Raw genomic sequence first — 19,442 nt, forward strand, 5'->3', positions numbered from 1 at the left:
CTGTCCAGCCGCGCCGGTCCGTCCGGCCTGGGCGGTGGCACGAGAACGAGCGGGCATCGGAGGGGCGGCCGCACACATGACCACCGGACTGATTCCCGGGGGACAGCCCCCGGACCCCCGGCCGACGAGCGGCCTGCCGTCGCAAACGCGACGGGAGCCGGTCGACCACGGGGCCCAGCACGTAGAAAGCAGGTCGAGGAGTTCTGTGATCACCGCGCGCGCGGCCGCCAGCTTCGAGCCCGTCGGGCGCTCGGTCGCCTCCGCCCGCTCCTTCGTCCGCGACACACTCCAGGGCTGGGGCTACGCCGACATCGTGGACGACGCGGTGGTCCTCACCAGCGAGCTGGTCACCAACGCCGTCGTGCACGCCGGTACGACCGCGGACGTCCTGTGTCTGCGCACCGAGGGCGGCGTACGCATCGAGGTCGCCGACCACTACCCCGAACGCGAAGTCCCACTCCAGGGCTCGCCCGTCAACATGGGCAGCCCCGACCGCGAGGGCGGCCGCGGCCTCCAGCTGTGCGCGGCCCTGGCCAGCCGCTGGGGCGTCGAGTACACCCCGACGCACAAACAGGTCTGGTTCCAACTCGACCTCCCCGAGCGCGCGGTGGGCACCCGCACCGCCGGCCCGTCCCTCCCGGCCGACCTGCTCCCGCTGGCCGACGGCCGCGTCCGTGTGGCGGTCATCCAGATCGACCGGAACGGCTCCATCTCGGCCTGGAACGACGACGCCGAGGAGCTGTTCGGCTACCAGGCGGAACAGGTCACCGGAAAACCCCTCACCGACCTCGCGGCCTGGCCGCACACGCCCGGCACCAGCACGGGCATCGCGGAGGCCCTCCAACTCTCCCGTTGGGAAGGCAGTTACGGCATCCGCAACGCGAACGGGCGGGTGATTCCCGTCTACGCCTCCCACCTCCGCGTCCGCGACACGGCCGGCGAGCCCTCCACGGTCTGCCTCCTCGTACGGGACCATGAACGCGCCGTCCTGCAGACGCCGATGCGCCTGCCGGCATCTGACACGAGCACCTCCTCGGAGGGCCAGAACACCGACCCCTTCGAGGTGTTCATCGGCTCCCCCGCCCCGGACGACCTCGACGGCCTCCTCCAGCGCACGGTGGAACGCGCCCGCGACATGCTCGACGGCGACTCCGCCTTCCTGCTCCTCGCCACCGACGACGAAACGGAGTTGGAGGTCCGCGCCTCCACGGGCCTGCCCTCCGCCCGCCAGCGTTTCGCCCGCGTCCCCGTCGAGGCGGGCCCCGGCCGCTACGGCTCCGCCCGCATGCCGGCCGTCCATGACGACCTCACGGCGGTCTCCGGTGCGGTACCGCTGCTGAACGGCACCGGCATGCGCTCGGTGGTCACGGTCCCGTTGAAGGTCGAGGGCCGCCTCACCGGCTCCCTCGGCGTCGCCGCGGAGGCGCCCGGCAGATACTCCAACGAGGAGGCCCTGCGCCTCCAGTTCGCCGCCGACCGCATCGCCCTGGCCGTCGAATCGGCCCGCCTGGGTGAACTCGAACGCCTGCGCCGCGGCTCCCTCAGCTTCCTCGTCGAGGCCTCCGACCTCCTGGCCGGCACCCTGGACCGCGACCAGACACTGGCCCTCATGGCCCAGATGACGGTCCCGACGCTGGCCACCTGGTGCGCCGTCTACACGATCGCCGACCAGGCCTCGGAGCCGTATCTGTCGTACGTCCTGCACGAGGACGAGGAACTCATCGACGGCATCAAGTCCCTCCTGTCGAAGATCGCCCCACCCGACCCGGTCCCCACCCCGGGCGCCCGCGTCTGGTCGGCCCCCGCGGAAGCCGCCCACCAGGCGGCGCTGCGCACGTCCATGCGCAGCCTGGGCCTCGGTGAACCAGCCACGGTCAGCGGGGGAATCGGTCCGACCCTGGCAACGGCCTCGGCCGTGGGCGGCGAGACGGTCGTCCTCCCCCTGGTGGCCCGCAACCGCGTCATCGGCATGTTGACGCTGGGCAAGCCGACCGACGAACACTTCCGCCAGGAGATCCTGGAACTGGCCGAGGACCTGTCCCGCAGAGCCGCCCTGGCCCTGGACAACGCCCGTCTCTACTCGGAGCGCGTGGCCATCAGCCAGTCCCTCCAGCGCAGCCTCCTGCCGCCCGAGCTCCCCGAGATCGGTGGCGTGGAGGTCGAGGTCATCTACCGCGCGGCCGGCGAGGGCAACGAGGTCGGCGGCGACTTCTACGACCTGTTCCCCATCCGCAACGGTGCCTACGGCTTCGCCATCGGCGACGTCTGCGGTACGGGCCCCAACGCGGCGGCGGTCACGGGCCTGGCCCGCCATGCGCTGAGGTTGCTGGCCCGCGAGGGCCTCAGCGGCCCGGCGGTCCTGCAACGCCTCAACTCCGCGATCCTCGACGAGGGCGCCCGCAGCCGCTTCCTGACGCTCCTGTACGGCGAGATGCGCCCGCAGGAGGACGGCGGCGCGGAGCTGAAGGTGGTGTGCGCCGGACACCCGCTGCCGCTCCGCCTGCGCCAGGACGGCACGGTCGAGACCGCGGCCGAGCCTCAGCCGCTCCTCGGTGTCCTGGAGGACCTGGACCTCTACGAGCAGACCGTCATCCTCGACCCGGGCGACGTCCTGCTCTGCGTCACGGACGGCGTCACCGAACGACGCGAGGGCACCCGCATGCTGGGCGACGACGGCCTAGCCGACGTCCTCACCACCTGCACCGGCCTCACGGCGGGCGCGGTGGCGGCCCGCGTCATGCGCGCCGTGGAACGCTTCGCCACGGACGCCCCCTCCGACGACATGGCGATCCTGGCCATGCGCGTGCCGGGTCTCCACAACGGTCTGAACGGCGCCTGAAACTGAACAGAGCCTGAAACAACGCCTGAACAACCAAAAGGCCTCCGCCCGAAAGGGCGAAGGCCTTTTGTAGTGGAGCCCCCAAACGGAATCGAACCGTTGACCTTCTCCTTACCATGGAGACGCTCTGCCGACTGAGCTATAGGGGCCGGTCGCCTTGCCGAGGTTTCCCTCGCGGCAACGGAATAGATCATACCCCGAACAGACCTGTGCTCCCAACCACGACCGCCCGACACAAGACCGGTCAGAAGGCCGGCTGCAACAGGCCACCCAGGGCATTGCACGCGGACACGATCCGCTGCATGTCCCGCTTCGTCAAAGCCCCTTCCACAGGCAGCGCAAGCGTTTCTGCCGCCGCTCGCTCGGTCTCCGGCAAGGACACGCACTGCCGGAACCCAGGCAGCCGATGCACCGGAGTTTTCACCGGAACGCGGCACTCAACTCCCCTCGCCCGCACTGCCCGCGCGAAGGCGTCCCGGTCCGGCCGCCCGTTCCCCGGCACCCGCACGACGTACTGCCGGTAGGTGTGCCCGACACCGCCATCAGGCGTGTACACACTCTTCAACTTGGCATCGAGATAAGCGGCCCGCTGCCGTCGCTGAGCCACCTCGTCGTACGGCGACTCGGACTCCCCCTGCTCCAGCACCAGAATTCCGTGCCGCTGCCCAACGCGGTGCAGCCGCGCCACATCCGCCGGCCGACCGAAGCGGTGTACGACAACGACCGCCGCGGTACGCGGAGTTACGACCGCTTCGACAGCCGACGGGTCCAGGCAGTACGACACCGGGTCGATGTCTGCGAACACCGGGAGCGCACCGGCCAGAGCCACGGCTTCCGAGACCTCGACGTTCCCGAAGGCCGGCACGATGACCTCGTCACCGACTCCGATGCCGGCGGCCCTGAGCATTGCAGCAGTACCCATGCTGCGGATCGTGGTTGCGCAACGTGAACTTCAAGTGACGCAGAACAAAAAAGGGTTGGACCCGGAACGGAAGTTCCGGGTCCAACCCACTCAAGATTTGTTCGGCGGCGTCCTACTCTCCCACAGGGTCCCCCCTGCAGTACCATCGGCGCTGTGAGGCTTAGCTTCCGGGTTCGGAATGTAACCGGGCGTTTCCCTCACGCTATGACCACCGAAACACTATGAAACTGTGAACGCCGCACCACGCGTGGCGGCGTGGGGCTGTTCGTGGTTTCAGAACCAACACAGTGGACGCGAGCAACTGAGGACAAGCCCTCGGCCTATTAGTACCGGTCAACTCCACCCATTACTGGGCTTCCATATCCGGCCTATCAACCCAGTCGTCTACTGGGAGCCTTACCCCATCACGTGGGTGGGAGTCCTCATCTCGAAGCAGGCTTCCCGCTTAGATGCTTTCAGCGGTTATCCCTCCCGAACGTAGCCAACCAGCCATGCCCTTGGCAGGACAACTGGCACACCAGAGGTTCGTCCGTCCCGGTCCTCTCGTACTAGGGACAGCCCTTCTCAAGACTCCTGCGCGCACAGCGGATAGGGACCGAACTGTCTCACGACGTTCTAAACCCAGCTCGCGTACCGCTTTAATGGGCGAACAGCCCAACCCTTGGGACCGACTCCAGCCCCAGGATGCGACGAGCCGACATCGAGGTGCCAAACCATCCCGTCGATATGGACTCTTGGGGAAGATCAGCCTGTTATCCCCGGGGTACCTTTTATCCGTTGAGCGACGGCGCTTCCACAAGCCACCGCCGGATCACTAGTCCCGACTTTCGTCCCTGCTCGACCCGTCGGTCTCACAGTCAAGCTCCCTTGTGCACTTACACTCAACACCTGATTGCCAACCAGGCTGAGGGAACCTTTGGGCGCCTCCGTTACCCTTTAGGAGGCAACCGCCCCAGTTAAACTACCCATCAGACACTGTCCCTGATCCGGATCACGGACCCAGGTTAGACATCCAGCACGACCAGACTGGTATTTCAACGACGACTCCCCCCGAACTGGCGTCCAGGGCTCACAGTCTCCCAGCTATCCTACACAAGCCGAACCGAACACCAATATCAAACTGTAGTAAAGGTCCCGGGGTCTTTCCGTCCTGCTGCGCGAAACGAGCATCTTTACTCGTAGTGCAATTTCACCGGGCCTATGGTTGAGACAGTCGAGAAGTCGTTACGCCATTCGTGCAGGTCGGAACTTACCCGACAAGGAATTTCGCTACCTTAGGATGGTTATAGTTACCACCGCCGTTTACTGGCGCTTAAGTTCTCAGCTTCGCCCACCCGAAGGTGAGCTAACCGGTCCCCTTAACGTTCCAGCACCGGGCAGGCGTCAGTCCGTATACATCGCCTTACGGCTTCGCACGGACCTGTGTTTTTAGTAAACAGTCGCTTCTCGCTGGTCTCTGCGGCCACCCCCAGCTCAGAGCGCAAGACTCATCACCGGGTGTGGCCCCCCTTCTCCCGAAGTTACGGGGGCATTTTGCCGAGTTCCTTAACCATAGTTCACCCGAACGCCTCGGTATTCTCTACCTGACCACCTGAGTCGGTTTAGGGTACGGGCCGCCATGAAACTCGCTAGAGGCTTTTCTCGACAGCATAGGATCATCCACTTCACCACAATCGGCTCGGCATCAGGTCTCAGACTATGTGTCACGCGGATTTACCTACGTGACGTCCTACACCCTTACCCCGGGACAACCACCGCCCGGGATGGACTACCTTCCTGCGTCACCCCATCACTCACCTACTACCAGCTCGGGTCACCGGCTCCACCACTCCGCGCTTGTCCGAAGACGCACACGGCGGTTTCACGGGCTTAGCATCACCGGACTCGATGTTTGACGCTCCACAGCGGGTACCGGAATATCAACCGGTTATCCATCGACTACGCCTGTCGGCCTCGCCTTAGGTCCCGACTTACCCTGGGCAGATCAGCTTGACCCAGGAACCCTTAGTCAATCGGCGCAAACGTTTCTCACGTTTGTATCGCTACTCATGCCTGCATTCTCACTCGTCAACCGTCCACAACTCGCTTACGCGGCCGCTTCACCCGGCAGACGACGCTCCCCTACCCATCACAGCGGGCGTTGGCCCTCATGCTGCAATGACACGACTTCGGCGGTACGCTTGAGCCCCGCTACATTGTCGGCGCGGAATCACTTGACCAGTGAGCTATTACGCACTCTTTCAAGGGTGGCTGCTTCTAAGCCAACCTCCTGGTTGTCTCTGCGACTCCACATCCTTTCCCACTTAGCGTACGCTTAGGGGCCTTAGTCGATGCTCTGGGCTGTTTCCCTCTCGACCATGGAGCTTATCCCCCACAGTCTCACTGCCGCGCTCTCACTTACCGGCATTCGGAGTTTGGCTAAGGTCAGTAACCCGGTAGGGCCCATCGCCTATCCAGTGCTCTACCTCCGGCAAGAAACACACGACGCTGCACCTAAATGCATTTCGGGGAGAACCAGCTATCACGGAGTTTGATTGGCCTTTCACCCCTAACCACAGGTCATCCCCCAGGTTTTCAACCCTGGTGGGTTCGGTCCTCCACGAAGTCTTACCTCCGCTTCAACCTGCCCATGGCTAGATCACTCCGCTTCGGGTCTTGAGCATGCTACTGAGACGCCCTGTTCGGACTCGCTTTCGCTACGGCTTCCCCACCCGGGTTAACCTCGCAACACACCGCAAACTCGCAGGCTCATTCTTCAAAAGGCACGCAGTCACGAGACACCAGCAAGCTGATGTCCGACGCTCCCACGGCTTGTAGGCACACGGTTTCAGGTACTATTTCACTCCCCTCCCGGGGTACTTTTCACCATTCCCTCACGGTACTATCCGCTATCGGTCACCAGGGAATATTTAGGCTTAGCGGGTGGTCCCGCCAGATTCACACGGGATTTCTCGGGCCCCGTGCTACTTGGGTGTCTCTCCAACGAGCCGCTGACGTTTCGACTACGGGGGTCTTACCCTCTACGCCGGACCTTTCGCATGTCCTTCGCCTACATCAACGGTTTCTGACTCGTCCTGTTGCCGGCAGACAACAGAAGAGAGATCCCACAACCCCCACGACGCAACCCCTGCCGGGTCTCACACGTCGTAGGTTTGGCCTCATCCGGTTTCGCTCGCCACTACTCCCGGAATCACGGTTGTTTTCTCTTCCTGCGGGTACTGAGATGTTTCACTTCCCCGCGTTCCCTCCACACTGCCTATGTGTTCAGCAGCGGGTGACAGCCCATGACGACTGCCGGGTTTCCCCATTCGGAAACCCCCGGATCAAAGCCTGGTTGACGACTCCCCGGGGACTATCGCGGCCTCCCACGTCCTTCATCGGTTCCTGGTGCCAAGGCATCCACCGTGCGCCCTTAAAAACTTGGCCACAGATGCTCGCGTCCACTGTGCAGTTCTCAAACAACGACCAGCCACCCGTCACACACCACCACGTGGCGCTTCACCGGGGCCGGCATCCGAAGACAGACCTTGCGGCCGTGCCCTCAGACACCCAACAGCGTGCCCGACACACTCCCCGCTTCCCTCAACGTTCCACGCCCCGAAGAGCAGTACTGGCAGGAGAAGACGACCAAGTGTGCCGAGTAGTCAACGTTCCACCCATGAGCAACCAGCATCAGACGTTCGCTGATGTACCGGCCTCTGGACAACCTTGCGGCTGCCTAGAAGTGCTCCTTAGAAAGGAGGTGATCCAGCCGCACCTTCCGGTACGGCTACCTTGTTACGACTTCGTCCCAATCGCCAGTCCCACCTTCGACAGCTCCCTCCCACAAGGGGTTGGGCCACCGGCTTCGGGTGTTACCGACTTTCGTGACGTGACGGGCGGTGTGTACAAGGCCCGGGAACGTATTCACCGCAGCAATGCTGATCTGCGATTACTAGCGACTCCGACTTCATGGGGTCGAGTTGCAGACCCCAATCCGAACTGAGACCGGCTTTTTGAGATTCGCTCCACCTCGCGGTATCGCAGCTCATTGTACCGGCCATTGTAGCACGTGTGCAGCCCAAGACATAAGGGGCATGATGACTTGACGTCGTCCCCACCTTCCTCCGAGTTGACCCCGGCGGTCTCCCGTGAGTCCCCAGCACCACAAGGGCCTGCTGGCAACACGGGACAAGGGTTGCGCTCGTTGCGGGACTTAACCCAACATCTCACGACACGAGCTGACGACAGCCATGCACCACCTGTACACCGACCACAAGGGGGGCACCATCTCTGATGCTTTCCGGTGTATGTCAAGCCTTGGTAAGGTTCTTCGCGTTGCGTCGAATTAAGCCACATGCTCCGCCGCTTGTGCGGGCCCCCGTCAATTCCTTTGAGTTTTAGCCTTGCGGCCGTACTCCCCAGGCGGGGCACTTAATGCGTTAGCTGCGGCACGGACAACGTGGAATGTTGCCCACACCTAGTGCCCACCGTTTACGGCGTGGACTACCAGGGTATCTAATCCTGTTCGCTCCCCACGCTTTCGCTCCTCAGCGTCAGTATCGGCCCAGAGATCCGCCTTCGCCACCGGTGTTCCTCCTGATATCTGCGCATTTCACCGCTACACCAGGAATTCCGATCTCCCCTACCGAACTCTAGCCTGCCCGTATCGACTGCAGACCCGGGGTTAAGCCCCGGGCTTTCACAACCGACGCGACAAGCCGCCTACGAGCTCTTTACGCCCAATAATTCCGGACAACGCTTGCGCCCTACGTATTACCGCGGCTGCTGGCACGTAGTTAGCCGGCGCTTCTTCTGCAGGTACCGTCACTTGCGCTTCTTCCCTGCTGAAAGAGGTTTACAACCCGAAGGCCGTCATCCCTCACGCGGCGTCGCTGCATCAGGCTTGCGCCCATTGTGCAATATTCCCCACTGCTGCCTCCCGTAGGAGTCTGGGCCGTGTCTCAGTCCCAGTGTGGCCGGTCGCCCTCTCAGGCCGGCTACCCGTCGTCGCCTTGGTGAGCCGTTACCTCACCAACAAGCTGATAGGCCGCGGGCTCATCCTTCACCGCCGGAGCTTTCAACCCTCACAGATGCCTGCGAGAGTGGTATCCGGTATTAGACCCCGTTTCCAGGGCTTGTCCCAGAGTGAAGGGCAGATTGCCCACGTGTTACTCACCCGTTCGCCACTAATCCACCCCGAAGGGCTTCATCGTTCGACTTGCATGTGTTAAGCACGCCGCCAGCGTTCGTCCTGAGCCAGGATCAAACTCTCCGTGAATGTTTACCGGTAATCCGGTGCAACACCACGAGAGCGGTGCGAGAGGAGGAATAGTCCCCTCGCACACAGCGTCCTCGCTGTGTTTTTCAAAGGAACCTCGACCATCGGTTATCCGATGGACGGGGTATCAACATATCTGGCGTTGACTTTTGGCACGCTGTTGAGTTCTCAAGGAACGGACGCTTCCTTCGTACTCACCCGAGAGACTCTCTCGCGGCTTTCCTCCGGGCGCTTCCCTTCGGTCTTGCGTTTCCGACTCTATCAGATCTTTTCTCGATCCGATTTCCTCGGTGCTTTCCAGGTTCCCGCTTTCGCGTTTCCCTTTCCGGCGGCTCCGACTTTATCAGAGATTCTGAGTCGGAATTTCCACCCCACTCGGAGACTGTCTCCGATTGCGCGAAGCAGCCGGGTTCCCCGTGAGGCGGAGCCGTAAACGTACTGGAGCGGGGCGCCTCGATGCAAATCGAGGCGCCCCGCTCCCGGTTCACGCGTACGAGGGGTCGTACGCGGGTCAGACGTCCACGACGACCGGGAGGATCATCGGCCTGCGCCGATACGTGTCGGAGACCCACTTGCCCAGCGTGCGGCGGATGAGTTGCTGCAGCTGGTGGGGCTCGACGACGCCGTCCTGGGCCGAGCGCTCCAGTGTCTCCGTGATCTTCGGGATGACATCGACGAACGCCGCATCCTCGATGCCCGAGCCGCGGGCCTGGACATGCGGGCCGCCCGTGATCTTGCCGGTGGACGAGTCCATGACGACGAAGACCGAGATGATGCCCTCCTCGCCCAGGATCCTGCGGTCCTTGAGGGCCGGCTCGCCGACGTCGCCGACCGAGAGGCCGTCGACGTACACGTAGCCCGCCTGGACCTTGCCGGAGATCTTCGCCTTGCCCTCGATGAGGTCGACGGCGACTCCGTCCTCGGCGATCACGATGCGGTCGTGAGGAACACCGGTCAGGGCACCGAGTTCCGCGTTGGCCCGCAGGTGGCGCCATTCGCCGTGGACCGGCATCAGGTTGCGCGGCTTGCAGATGTTGTAGAAGTACAGGAGCTCGCCCGCCGACGCGTGGCCGGAGACGTGGACCTTGGCGTTGCCCTTGTGGACGACGTTGGCGCCCCAGCGGGTGAGACCGTTGATGACGCGGTAGACCGCGTTCTCGTTGCCGGGGATGAGGGACGACGCCAGGATGACCGTGTCGCCGTTGACGATGCGGATCTGGTGATCCCTGTTGGCCATGCGGGACAGGGCCGCCATCGGCTCGCCCTGTGAGCCCGTGCAGACCAGGACCACCTCGTTGTCCGGCAGGTCGTCGAGTGTCCGGACGTCGACCACCAGGCCCGGGGGGACCTTCAGGTAGCCGAGGTCCCTGGCGATGCCCATGTTGCGGACCATGGAGCGGCCGACGAAGGCCACCCTGCGGCCGTACTCGTGGGCCGCGTCCAGAATCTGCTGGATGCGGTGGACGTGACTGGCGAAGCTCGCCACGATGATCCGCTTGCGGGCGGACGCGAAGACCTGGCGCAGGACGTTGGAGATGTCGCGCTCGTGCGGGGTGAAGCCGGGGACCTCGGCGTTCGTGGAGTCGCTGAGGAGGAGGTCGATGCCTTCCTCGCTCAGCCGCGCGAAGGCGTGCAGGTCGGTGAGGCGGTTGTCCAGCGGGAGCTGGTCCATCTTGAAGTCGCCGGTGTGGACGACCATGCCCGCAGGGGTGCGGATGGCCACGGCCAGGGCGTCGGGGATGGAGTGGTTGACCGCGACGAACTCGCAGTCGAACAGGCCGATGCGCTCCCGGTGGCCCTCCGCCACCTCGAGGGTGTACGGCCGGATGCGGTGTTCCTGAAGCTTGGCCTCGATGAGAGCGAGGGTCAGCTTGGAGCCGATCAGTGGGATGTCCGGCTTCTCGCGGAGCAGGAACGGGACGCCGCCGATGTGGTCCTCGTGGCCGTGGGTGAGGACGATGCCCTCGATGTCGTCGAGGCGGTCCCGGATGGAGGTGAAGTCCGGCAGGATCAGGTCGATTCCGGGCTGCTCCTCCTCGGGGAAGAGCACTCCGCAGTCGACGATCAGCAGGCGGCCGCCGTACTCGAAGACCGTCATGTTCCGGCCGATCTCGCCGAGGCCGCCGAGCGGGGTGACCCGCAGGCCGCCTTCGGGGAGCGGCGGGGGCGGGCCGAGTTCAGGATGCGGATGACTCAAAAGACTCTCCTCACCACGCGCGCCACGTACCGGTTGGGCACGTGGCGCGCGTGACGTTCGTGCAGAAGCAGTTGTCGTTGTGGAGTGCAGGCACCGGTGGCCCGCGTATTCAGTTGTGAAGTCCGTACACGCCCGGTCGGGCGAAGTCTGATGTCAGAGCTGTACCCCGCCGGCGGCAAGATCGATCTTGAGCTGCTCGATCTCCTGGGCCGTGAGTTCGACCATGGGCGGACGCAGGGGGCCGCCGGGCAGGCCCTGGAGGGCGAGGGCGGCCTTGGTGGTCATGACGCCCTGGGTGCGGAACATGCCGGTGTAGACCGGGAGCAGCTTCTGGTGGATCTCGGTGGCCTTCTGGACATCGCCGGTCGTGTAGGCCTCGACGAGCTCGCGCAGTTCGGGCGTGACGACATGACCGACGACGGAGACGAACCCGACCGCGCCCACGGAGAGCAGCGGCAGGTTGAGCATGTCGTCGCCGGAGTACCAGGCGAGGCCGGACCGGGCGATGGCCCAGCTGGCGCGGCCGAGGTCGCCCTTGGCGTCCTTGTTGGCGACGATCCGCGGGTGCTCGGCGAGGCGGACCAGTGTCTCCGTGTTGATCGGGACGCCGCTGCGGCCGGGGATGTCGTACAGCATGACCGGCAGCTCGGTGGCGTCGGCGACGGCCTTGAAGTGCCGGTAGAGGCCTTCCTGCGGGGGCTTGTTGTAGTACGGCGTGACGACGAGGAGGCCGTGCGCGCCGGTCTTCTCGGCGGCGCGGGCCAGCTCGATGCTGTGGTGGGTGTCGTTGGTGCCGACACCGGCGACGATGTGGGCGCGGTCGCCCACTGCCTCCAGGACCGCTCGTACGAGGTCCGATTTCTCCGCGTCGCTCGTGGTGGGGGACTCGCCGGTGGTGCCGTTGATGATCAGGCCGTCGTTGCCTGCGTCCACCAGGTGCGTGGCGAGCCGCTGCGCGCCGTCTAGGTCAAGTGCGCCGTCCGCCGTGAAGGGCGTGACCATGGCGGTGAGGACCCGCCCGAAGGGGGTCTGCGGAGTGGAGGTCGGAGCCATGGGTTACACGCTACTCGTTGCTCACGGCGGGGTCTGCCCTCGGGGAGCCGGATAAGTCAGGATAAAGATGGAGCCCGGCACTGCCTGCTCGGGGGTTCAAGCAGTGCCGGGTCCGTTTGATCAGGCTAGATGAACTTCTCCAAATGCCGCAATACGGACACTTCGCCCGGCTGGTCCGTACATCTGTGCTCGGCGAGCGGGGAAGCGCATGTGCGTTACGGCGCCACGCGGCCGTTGGCGTTGAAGGCGGCATGCGTGAGCGGCATGAGGCCGGCCCACTCTGCCTCCATCTTCTCGCCGACCATCTCGATCTCACGCTGCGGGAAGGACGGGACCTTGGCCAGCTCATGCTGGGTGCGCAGGCCGAGGAAGTGCATCAGCGAGCGGGCGTTGCACGTGGCGTACATCGAGGAGTACAGGCCGACCGGGAGGACCGCGCGGGCGACCTCGCGGGCGACGCCGGCGGCGAGCATCTCCTGGTAGGCCTCGTAGGCCTGGCGGTACGAGTCCTCCATGACGCGGCCGACCAGCTCCTGCTGGGCCTGAGTGCCCTCGACGAACCGGTACTTGCCAGGGCGGCCCTCCTGGACCAGCTTGCGGGACTCGTCGGGGACGTAGAACACCGGCTGGAGCTCGCGGTAACGGCCGCTCTCCTCGTTGTACGACCAGCCCACGCGGTGCCGCATGAACTCGCGGAAGACGAAGATCGGGGCGCTGATGAAGAACGTCATCGAGTTGTGCTCGAAGGGGCTGCCGTGCCGGTCCCGCATCAGGTAGTTGATCAAGCCCTTGGAGCGCTCCGGGTCCTTGTTCAGCTCGTCCAGGGACTGCTCGCCGGCGGTCGAGACGCGGGCGGCGAACAGCACGTCGGCGTCCGAGGCGGTGTGCTTGACCAGCTCGACGGTGACGTCGCTGCGGAAGCTCGGCTTGAGGTCCGGGGCTTCCTGGGGTGCGTCGGCGGGGGTGTCGGTCACGGCTTGGAGGGTCCCTTCCATCCACTTCTCTCGGGCGGCGCCCACTCTACGGCCCGGCACTGACATCGGGGCGTTCGGTGCCGGGCCTCGACATTCGTCGGCGAACGTCGGCAACTTCTGCGAATTCGGCGAAGCCGGGCACCTTTTGGGGCACTCGCTCGTCTGTGTTGGTGACAGTGATGCGTTCGAGCCCTGAGAGGAGAAGCAGCACCGATGTACCGTCGGCGCGAACCTGTGCCGTTCGCCTTCCTCGCCGAAGCCGACAGGTTCCGTAGCAACGTCACTCCCCCATCCCGCGAGCGGGCCACCGCCGGGCAGATAGCCGGGCGTTGGCTCATGGGGCTCACCATCGTCGCCGCGCTGGTGGGTTCCCTGGTGATCGGCATGCCGGCGTTGGAGCTCGACCACTCGGCCGAGCACCCGCAGCAGTCCCAGGCGTCCGAAGGGCGCTGAGCCGGAGCTGACTCGGACGGACCCCCGAGGGTGGTGAGCGGGGGCGCAGGTCGATAACCTCACCGGCACAGCCCATGCATGGATTGAGTGAGGACCAGCCGTGCCCCTGCCCTTCCTGACGGCCGACCGCGCCTTCGACGCAGCGGACGACGTCGCGCTGCCGTTCGACGATCGCGACCGCTGGCGGCGGCCCTACCGTCCCGGGCCCTGGCGCGTGGGCACGGCCGCGATCTGGCTGCTGCTCGCCTCGTACGTGCTGTTCGCGGCGGTGATCATCGCGCTGACCGGCACGCTGTCGTCCGCCGGGGTGGTGTTCGGCATCGCGCTGGTGGTCATTGCCGGTGCCCTGCGGCTGCTGCGCATGGGCGTGTGGGTGAGCGCCCACGGGCTGCGGCACGTGGGCTTTCTCCTCACGCGTACGGTGCGGTGGGACCAGGTCGTCGCCGTGCGGACGGTTCAGCAGCCGGTGCGCTGGTTCGGACTGCCGCGCACCGTGCAGGGACAGGCCCTGCTCCTCGTACGCAAGGACCGGGCCGCGGACGACGTGCCGCCGCTGATGACCACGCACAACGCCGACTTCCTGGCGCGGCCCGGGGCGTTCGACCGTGCGTCGGACTCGGTGGAGGCGTGGGCCGACGAGTATCGGCGGGGCGCCTGACTCTCCGGCTCAGGCGCTGGAAGGCGTTCTGCCCTCGTGCAGGGCGATCGCCCGTTGCATCGCCTTGCGGGCGCGGGGGGTGTCGCGGGCGTCGTGGTAGGCGACGGCGAGGCGGAACCAGGCGCGCCAGTCGTCCGGCGCCGCCTCCGTCTCGGCCTTGCGCCGGGCGAAGACCTCGTCGGCCGAGTCGCGGTCGATGCGGCCGCTGGGCATGCGCTTCAGCTCGTCGACGGGCAGGCCGCCCTCGGCGTCGAGTTCGGCGGAGAGCTGGTTGGCCCTGCGGACGAACTGGGTGTTCTTCCACAGGAACCACAGGCCGATCACCGGCAGGATCAGCACCGCGACACCGAAGGTGACGGTGAGGAACGTGCCGGTCTTGATGAGCAGCACCCCGCGGCTGCCGACCAGGACGAAGTAGAAGACCAGGACGGCGGCCGTGAGGGCGTAGGACAGCTTGGCTCGCATGGCTCGCGTCAGCTCAGGTCCAGGAAGTTTTCCAGGCCGAAGGTCAGGCCCGGAGTGGTCACCACGCGGCGTGCGCCCAGCAGGATGCCCGGCATGAAGCTGCTGTGGTGCAGGGAGTCGTGCCGGATGGTGAGGGTCTCGCCCTCGCCGCCGAGCAGCACCTCCTGGTGCGCGAGCAGACCGCGCAGGCGGACGGCGTGCACGGGGACGCCGTCGACGTCGGCGCCGCGCGCGCCGTCCAGGGCCGTGACGGTGGCGTCCGGCGCCGGGGCGGTGCCGGCGGCACGGCGGGCCTCGGCGATGAGCTGGGCGGTGCGGGTGGCGGTGCCGCTGGGGGCGTCGACCTTGTTCGGGTGGTGCAGCTCGACGACCTCGACGGACTCGAACCAGGGTGCGGCGATCTGCGCGAACTTCATGGTGAGCACGGCGCCGATGGAGAAGTTCGGCGCGATCAGCACGCCGGTCTCCGGGGACTGGGCCAGCCAGCCCCTGAGCTGCGCGAGGCGCTCGTCGGTCCAGCCGGTCGTACCGACGACGGCGTGGATGCCATGCCGTACGCAGAAGTCGAGGTTGCCCATCACCGAGGCGGGGGTGGTCAGCTCGACGGCCACCTGGGCGTCGGTCTCGGCCAGCGTCTCCAGCTTGTCGCCCCGGCCGAGAGCGGCGACCAGTTCCATGTCCTCGGCGGCCTCGACGGCTCGTACCGCCTCCGAACCGATCCGGCCCTTGGCACCGAGGACCGCCACGCGCAGCTTGCTCATGATCTTGCTTCCTTACCGGATACGGGGGTCAGGCGACGGCCTCGTGCAGCCGGGACGCCTGTTTGTCCTTCAGCGGGCCGATGACCGACAGGGAGGGCCGTTGTCCCAGAATCTCGCGGGCGACCGAGCGGACGTCGTCCGGGGTGACCGAGGCTATCCGGGCCAGCATGTCGTCGACGGACATCTGCTCGCCCCAGCACACCTCGCTCTTGCCGATGCGGTTCATCAGCGCGCCGGTGTCCTCCATGCCGAGGACCGTGGAGCCGCGGAGCTGGCCGATGGCTCGGGCGATCTCGTCCTCGGGCAGGCCGTGTTCGGCGACGTGGTCGAGTTCGTCGCGGCAGATCTTCAGCACGTCGTGGACCTGCGAGGGCCGGCAGCCCGCGTACACGCCGAACAGGCCGCAGTCGGCGAAGCCGGAGGTGTACGAGTACACGCTGTAGGCCAGGCCGCGCTTCTCGCGGACCTCCTGGAAGAGGCGGGACGACATGCCGCCGCCGAGCGCGGTGTTCAGCACGCCCAGGGCCCAGCGGCGCTCGTCGGTGCGGGCCAGGCCGGGCATGCCGAGCACGACATGGGCCTGCTCGGTCTTGCGGCCGAGCAGCTCGACGCGGCCGGCGGTGCGGATGGCGCGACGGCCGTCGCGCGGGGCGATGGGCGTGGCGTCGGGGTCCGTGAGGGCGCCGGCCTTCTCGAAGGCGGCGCGGACCTGTCGTACGACCTTGTTGTGGTCGATGTTGCCGGCGCACGCGACCACGAGGTGGGTCGGGTCGTAGTGCTTCTTGTAGAAGCGGCGGATGCGGTCGGCGGTGAGGGCGTTGACCGTGTCGACCGTGCCCAGGACCGGGCGGCCGAGGGGGTTGTCGCCGAACATGGTGTGCGCGAACAGATCGTGCACGCAGTCACCCGGGTCGTCCTCGGTCATCGCGATCTCTTCGAGGATGGCGCCGCGCTCGATGTTGACGTCCTCCTCGAGGATCAGCGAGCCGGTGAGCATGTCGCAGACGACGTCTATGGCGAGCGGCAGGTCGGCGTCGAGGACGCGCGCGTAGTAGCACGTGTACTCCTTCGCCGTGAACGCGTTCATCTCGCCGCCGACGGCGTCGAGGGCGGAGGAGATGTCCAGGGCGCTTCTTCTCTGCGTGCCCTTGAAGAGCAGGTGCTCCAGGTAGTGCGTGGCGCCGTTCAGGGACCGGGTCTCGTCGCGGGAGCCGACGTGCGCCCAGATGCCGAACGTGGCGGAGCGCACGGAGGGCAGGGTCTCGGTGACGACGCGCAGGCCCCCGGGGAGGGTGGTCTTGCGGACGGTGCCGATGCCGTTCGTGCCCTTGATGAGGGTTTGGGTACGGGCGACGGCCCGCGCCTCCGAAGAGGTGCGGGCCGTCGCCTTGGAGCTACGGGACGTCACTGGTCGGCGTCGTCCTTCTTGTCCTCGGCAGCTTCCTCGCCCTCGATCACGGGGATGAGGGAGAGCTTGCCGCGGGAGTCGATCTCGGCGATCTCGACCTGGACCTTGTGGCCCACGCCGAGCACGTCCTCGACGTTCTCCACGCGCTTGCCGCCGGCCAGCTTGCGGATCTGCGAGATGTGCAACAGGCCGTCCTTGCCCGGGAGCAGGGAGACGAAGGCACCGAAGGTGGTCGTCTTCACGACCGTACCGAGGTAGCGCTCGCCGACCTCGGGCATCGTCGGGTTGGCGATGCCGTTGATCGTGGTGCGGGCGGCCTCGGCGGACGGGCCGTCGGCGGCACCGATGTAGATCGTGCCGTCGTCCTCGATGGTGATCTCGGCGCCCGTGTCCTCCTGGATCTGGTTGATCATCTTGCCCTTGGGGCCGATGACCTCACCGATCTTGTCGACCGGGATCTTCACGGTGATGATCCGCGGCGCGTTCGGGGACATCTCGTCGGGCCGGTCGATGGCCTCCATCATCACGTCGAGGATGTGGAGACGGGCGTCGCGGGCCTGCTTCAGGGCGGCGGCGAGCACGGAGGCCGGGATGCCGTCCAGCTTGGTGTCGAGCTGGAGGGCGGTCACGAACTCCTTGGTGCCGGCGACCTTGAAGTCCATGTCACCGAAGGCGTCCTCCGCACCGAGGATGTCGGTGAGGGTGACGTAGTGCGTCTCGCCGTCGATCTCCTGGGAGATCAGACCCATGGCGATACCGGCGACCGGGGCCTTCAGCGGCACACCGGCGTTCAGCAGCGACATGGTGGAGGCGCAGACCGAGCCCATGGACGTCGAGCCGTTGGAGCTCAGCGCCTCGGAGACCTGGCGGATCGCGTACGGGAACTCCTCGCGCGTCGGCAGGACCGGCACGAGGGCGCGCTCGGCGAGGGCGCCGTGGCCGATCTCGCGGCGCTTGGGGGAGCCGACGCGGCCGGTCTCGCCGGTGGAGTACGGCGGGAAGTTGTAGTTGTGCATGTAGCGCTTGCGGGTCACCGGGGAGAGGGTGTCCAGCTGCTGCTCCATGCGGAGCATGTTCAGGGTGGTGACGCCCAGGATCTGGGTCTCGCCACGCTCGAACACGGCGGAACCGTGTACCCGCGGGATGGCCTCGACCTCGGCGGCCAGCGTGCGGATGTCGGTGACACCGCGGCCGTCGATGCGCTTCTTCTCCTTGATCACGCGCTCACGGACCAGCTGCTTGGTCAGCGACCGGTACGCGGCGGAGATCTCCTTCTCGCGGCCCTCGAACTCCGGCAGGAGCTTCTCGGCGGCGAGCGCCTTGACGCGGTCGAGCTCGCTCTCGCGCTCCTGCTTGCCCGCGATGGTCAGCGCGGAGGCCAGCTCCGGGCGGACGGCTGCGGTCAGCGCCTCCAGGACGTCGTCCTGGTAGTCGAGGAAGATCGGGAACTCGGCGGTCGGCTTGGCGGCCTTCGCGGCGAGGTCGGCCTGGGCCTTGCACAGGACCTTGATGAACGGCTTCGCAGCGTCCAGACCGGCGGCGACGATCTCCTCGGTCGGCGCCTCGGCGCCGCCCTCGACCAGCGTGATGGTCTTGTCGGTGGCCTCGGCCTCGACCATCATGATCGCGACGTCGCCGTCCTCCAGGGTGCGGCCCGCGACGACCATGTCGAAGACGGCGTCCTCGAGCTCGGTGTGCGTCGGGAAGGCCACCCACTGGCCGCGGATCAGCGCGACGCGGACGCCGCCGATCGGGCCGGAGAAGGGCAGACCGGCCAGCTGCGTGGACGCGGAAGCGGCGTTGATCGCCACGACGTCGTACAGGTGGTCGGGGTTGAGCGCCATGATCGTCGCGACGACCTGGATCTCGTTCCGCAGGCCCTTCTTGAACGACGGACGCAGCGGGCGGTCGATGAGGCGGCAGGTGAGGATGGCGTCCTCGGAGGGCCGGCCCTCACGGCGGAAGAAGGAACCGGGGATCTTCCCGGCCGCGTACATCCGCTCCTCGACGTCGACCGTCAGCGGGAAGAAGTCCAGCTGGTCCTTGGGCTGCTTGGAGGCGGTGGTGGCCGACAGCACCATGGTGTCGTCGTCCAGGTACGCCACGGCGGAACCGGCGGCCTGCTTGGCCAGGCGGCCCGTCTCGAAGCGGATGGTGCGGGTGCCGAAGGCGCCGTTGTCGATGACGGCCTCGGCGTAGTGGGTCTCGTTCTCCACTAGTGTTTTCTCCTCGTCTTCGTCCCTCCTCGCCTGTGATGGCGGGGGGACGGTGGCGGAGAAGCGCGCCGTCTGGTGCGGGCCGGTCTTCGATCGAAGCACCCGGGGCTCGCTTCCCCCGGGGGCCACTACCGAGGACCGGCGGCGGCGAGGTGCGCTTCTCCTCGTTCGTCTTGTGATCCCGCCATACCCCTGTTGGTACGCGGCATCACGCTGTGTCGTACGTCTTGCGTTGT

11 protein-coding genes, 1 tRNA gene and 3 rRNA genes are annotated in these 19,442 nt (G+C 66.2%); 3 read left to right on the forward strand and 12 right to left on the reverse strand.

The genetic code is table 11. The features are described from left to right. Positions 1–76 precede the first annotated feature (76 nt). Positions 77–2,839, forward strand: coding sequence for a SpoIIE family protein phosphatase (locus tag ACKTSN_RS13220; RefSeq protein ID WP_409469309.1), 2,763 nt, complete (start codon positions 77–79; stop codon positions 2,837–2,839). A 73-nt stretch (positions 2,840–2,912) separates the two neighbouring features. Here the strand turns inward: ACKTSN_RS13220 and ACKTSN_RS13225 are convergent. The 8 genes from ACKTSN_RS13225 to thyX all read right to left on the reverse strand — a co-directional run bounded on the left by ACKTSN_RS13225 (position 2,913) and on the right by thyX (position 13,245). Further along, positions 2,913–2,988 (reverse strand) — tRNA-Thr (locus ACKTSN_RS13225). A 95-nt stretch (positions 2,989–3,083) separates the two neighbouring features. Then, complete coding sequence (locus ACKTSN_RS13230) at positions 3,084–3,746, reverse strand: DegT/DnrJ/EryC1/StrS family aminotransferase (RefSeq protein WP_409474820.1); 663 nt, start codon at positions 3,744–3,746, stop codon at positions 3,084–3,086. A gap of 114 nt (positions 3,747–3,860) precedes the next feature. Further along, positions 3,861–3,977 (reverse strand): 5S ribosomal RNA (gene rrf / locus ACKTSN_RS13235). A gap of 87 nt (positions 3,978–4,064) precedes the next feature. Further along, positions 4,065–7,187 (reverse strand): 23S ribosomal RNA (locus ACKTSN_RS13240). Between the two features lie 309 nt (positions 7,188–7,496). Next, positions 7,497–9,021, reverse strand: a 16S ribosomal RNA gene (locus tag ACKTSN_RS13245). Together the 16S, 23S and 5S rRNA genes form the textbook arrangement of a ribosomal RNA operon. Before the next feature lie 511 nt (positions 9,022–9,532). Beyond that, entirely contained in the window at positions 9,533–11,218 is a 1,686-nt protein-coding gene (locus ACKTSN_RS13250) for a ribonuclease J (RefSeq protein ID WP_409469310.1), read from the reverse strand. A gap of 153 nt (positions 11,219–11,371) precedes the next feature. Further along, on the reverse strand, positions 11,372–12,271 hold the full coding sequence (gene dapA, locus ACKTSN_RS13255; protein WP_409469311.1) for a 4-hydroxy-tetrahydrodipicolinate synthase: 900 nt from the start codon (positions 12,269–12,271) through the stop codon (positions 11,372–11,374). Between the two features lie 215 nt (positions 12,272–12,486). Beyond that, entirely contained in the window at positions 12,487–13,245 is a 759-nt protein-coding gene (gene thyX / locus ACKTSN_RS13260; RefSeq protein WP_129801130.1) for an FAD-dependent thymidylate synthase, read from the reverse strand. 213 nt (positions 13,246–13,458) lie between these two features. Here thyX and ACKTSN_RS13265 point away from each other — a divergent pair, with 213 nt between their 5' ends. Both ACKTSN_RS13265 and ACKTSN_RS13270 read left to right on the forward strand, forming a co-directional pair. Continuing rightward, positions 13,459–13,698, forward strand: coding sequence for a hypothetical protein (locus tag ACKTSN_RS13265; protein ID WP_409469312.1), 240 nt, complete (start codon positions 13,459–13,461; stop codon positions 13,696–13,698). 100 nt (positions 13,699–13,798) lie between these two features. Then, a complete protein-coding gene (locus ACKTSN_RS13270; RefSeq protein WP_409469313.1) occupies positions 13,799–14,356 on the forward strand; it encodes a hypothetical protein in 558 nt (185 codons plus the stop codon). Between the two features lie 9 nt (positions 14,357–14,365). Here ACKTSN_RS13270 and ACKTSN_RS13275 read toward each other — a convergent pair whose 3' ends face one another. From ACKTSN_RS13275 to ACKTSN_RS13290, 4 genes are read right to left on the reverse strand one after another with little or no spacing between them, the layout of a single operon-like run. Continuing rightward, positions 14,366–14,821 (reverse strand): hypothetical protein, encoded by a 456-nt coding sequence (locus tag ACKTSN_RS13275; protein WP_409469314.1) that lies wholly within the window; start codon positions 14,819–14,821, stop codon positions 14,366–14,368. An 8-nt stretch (positions 14,822–14,829) separates the two neighbouring features. Next, the gene (dapB, locus tag ACKTSN_RS13280) at positions 14,830–15,582 is read right to left on the reverse strand and encodes a 4-hydroxy-tetrahydrodipicolinate reductase (RefSeq protein ID WP_409469315.1); all 753 of its coding nucleotides are present in this window, start codon (positions 15,580–15,582) and stop codon (positions 14,830–14,832) included. Positions 15,583–15,610: 28 nt separating this feature from the next. Further along, positions 15,611–16,990, reverse strand: a complete 1,380-nt coding sequence (locus ACKTSN_RS13285; RefSeq protein ID WP_409469316.1) for a M16 family metallopeptidase — start codon at positions 16,988–16,990, stop codon at positions 15,611–15,613. Continuing rightward, positions 16,987–19,206, reverse strand: coding sequence for a polyribonucleotide nucleotidyltransferase (locus tag ACKTSN_RS13290; protein WP_409469317.1), 2,220 nt, complete (start codon positions 19,204–19,206; stop codon positions 16,987–16,989). Before ACKTSN_RS13290 ends, ACKTSN_RS13285 begins: the two co-directional genes overlap by 4 nt. Positions 19,207–19,442 lie beyond the last annotated feature (236 nt).

This window comes from Streptomyces flavusporus (genome assembly GCF_046267975.1).
GTDB lineage: Bacteria > Actinomycetota > Actinomycetes > Streptomycetales > Streptomycetaceae > Streptomyces > Streptomyces flavusporus.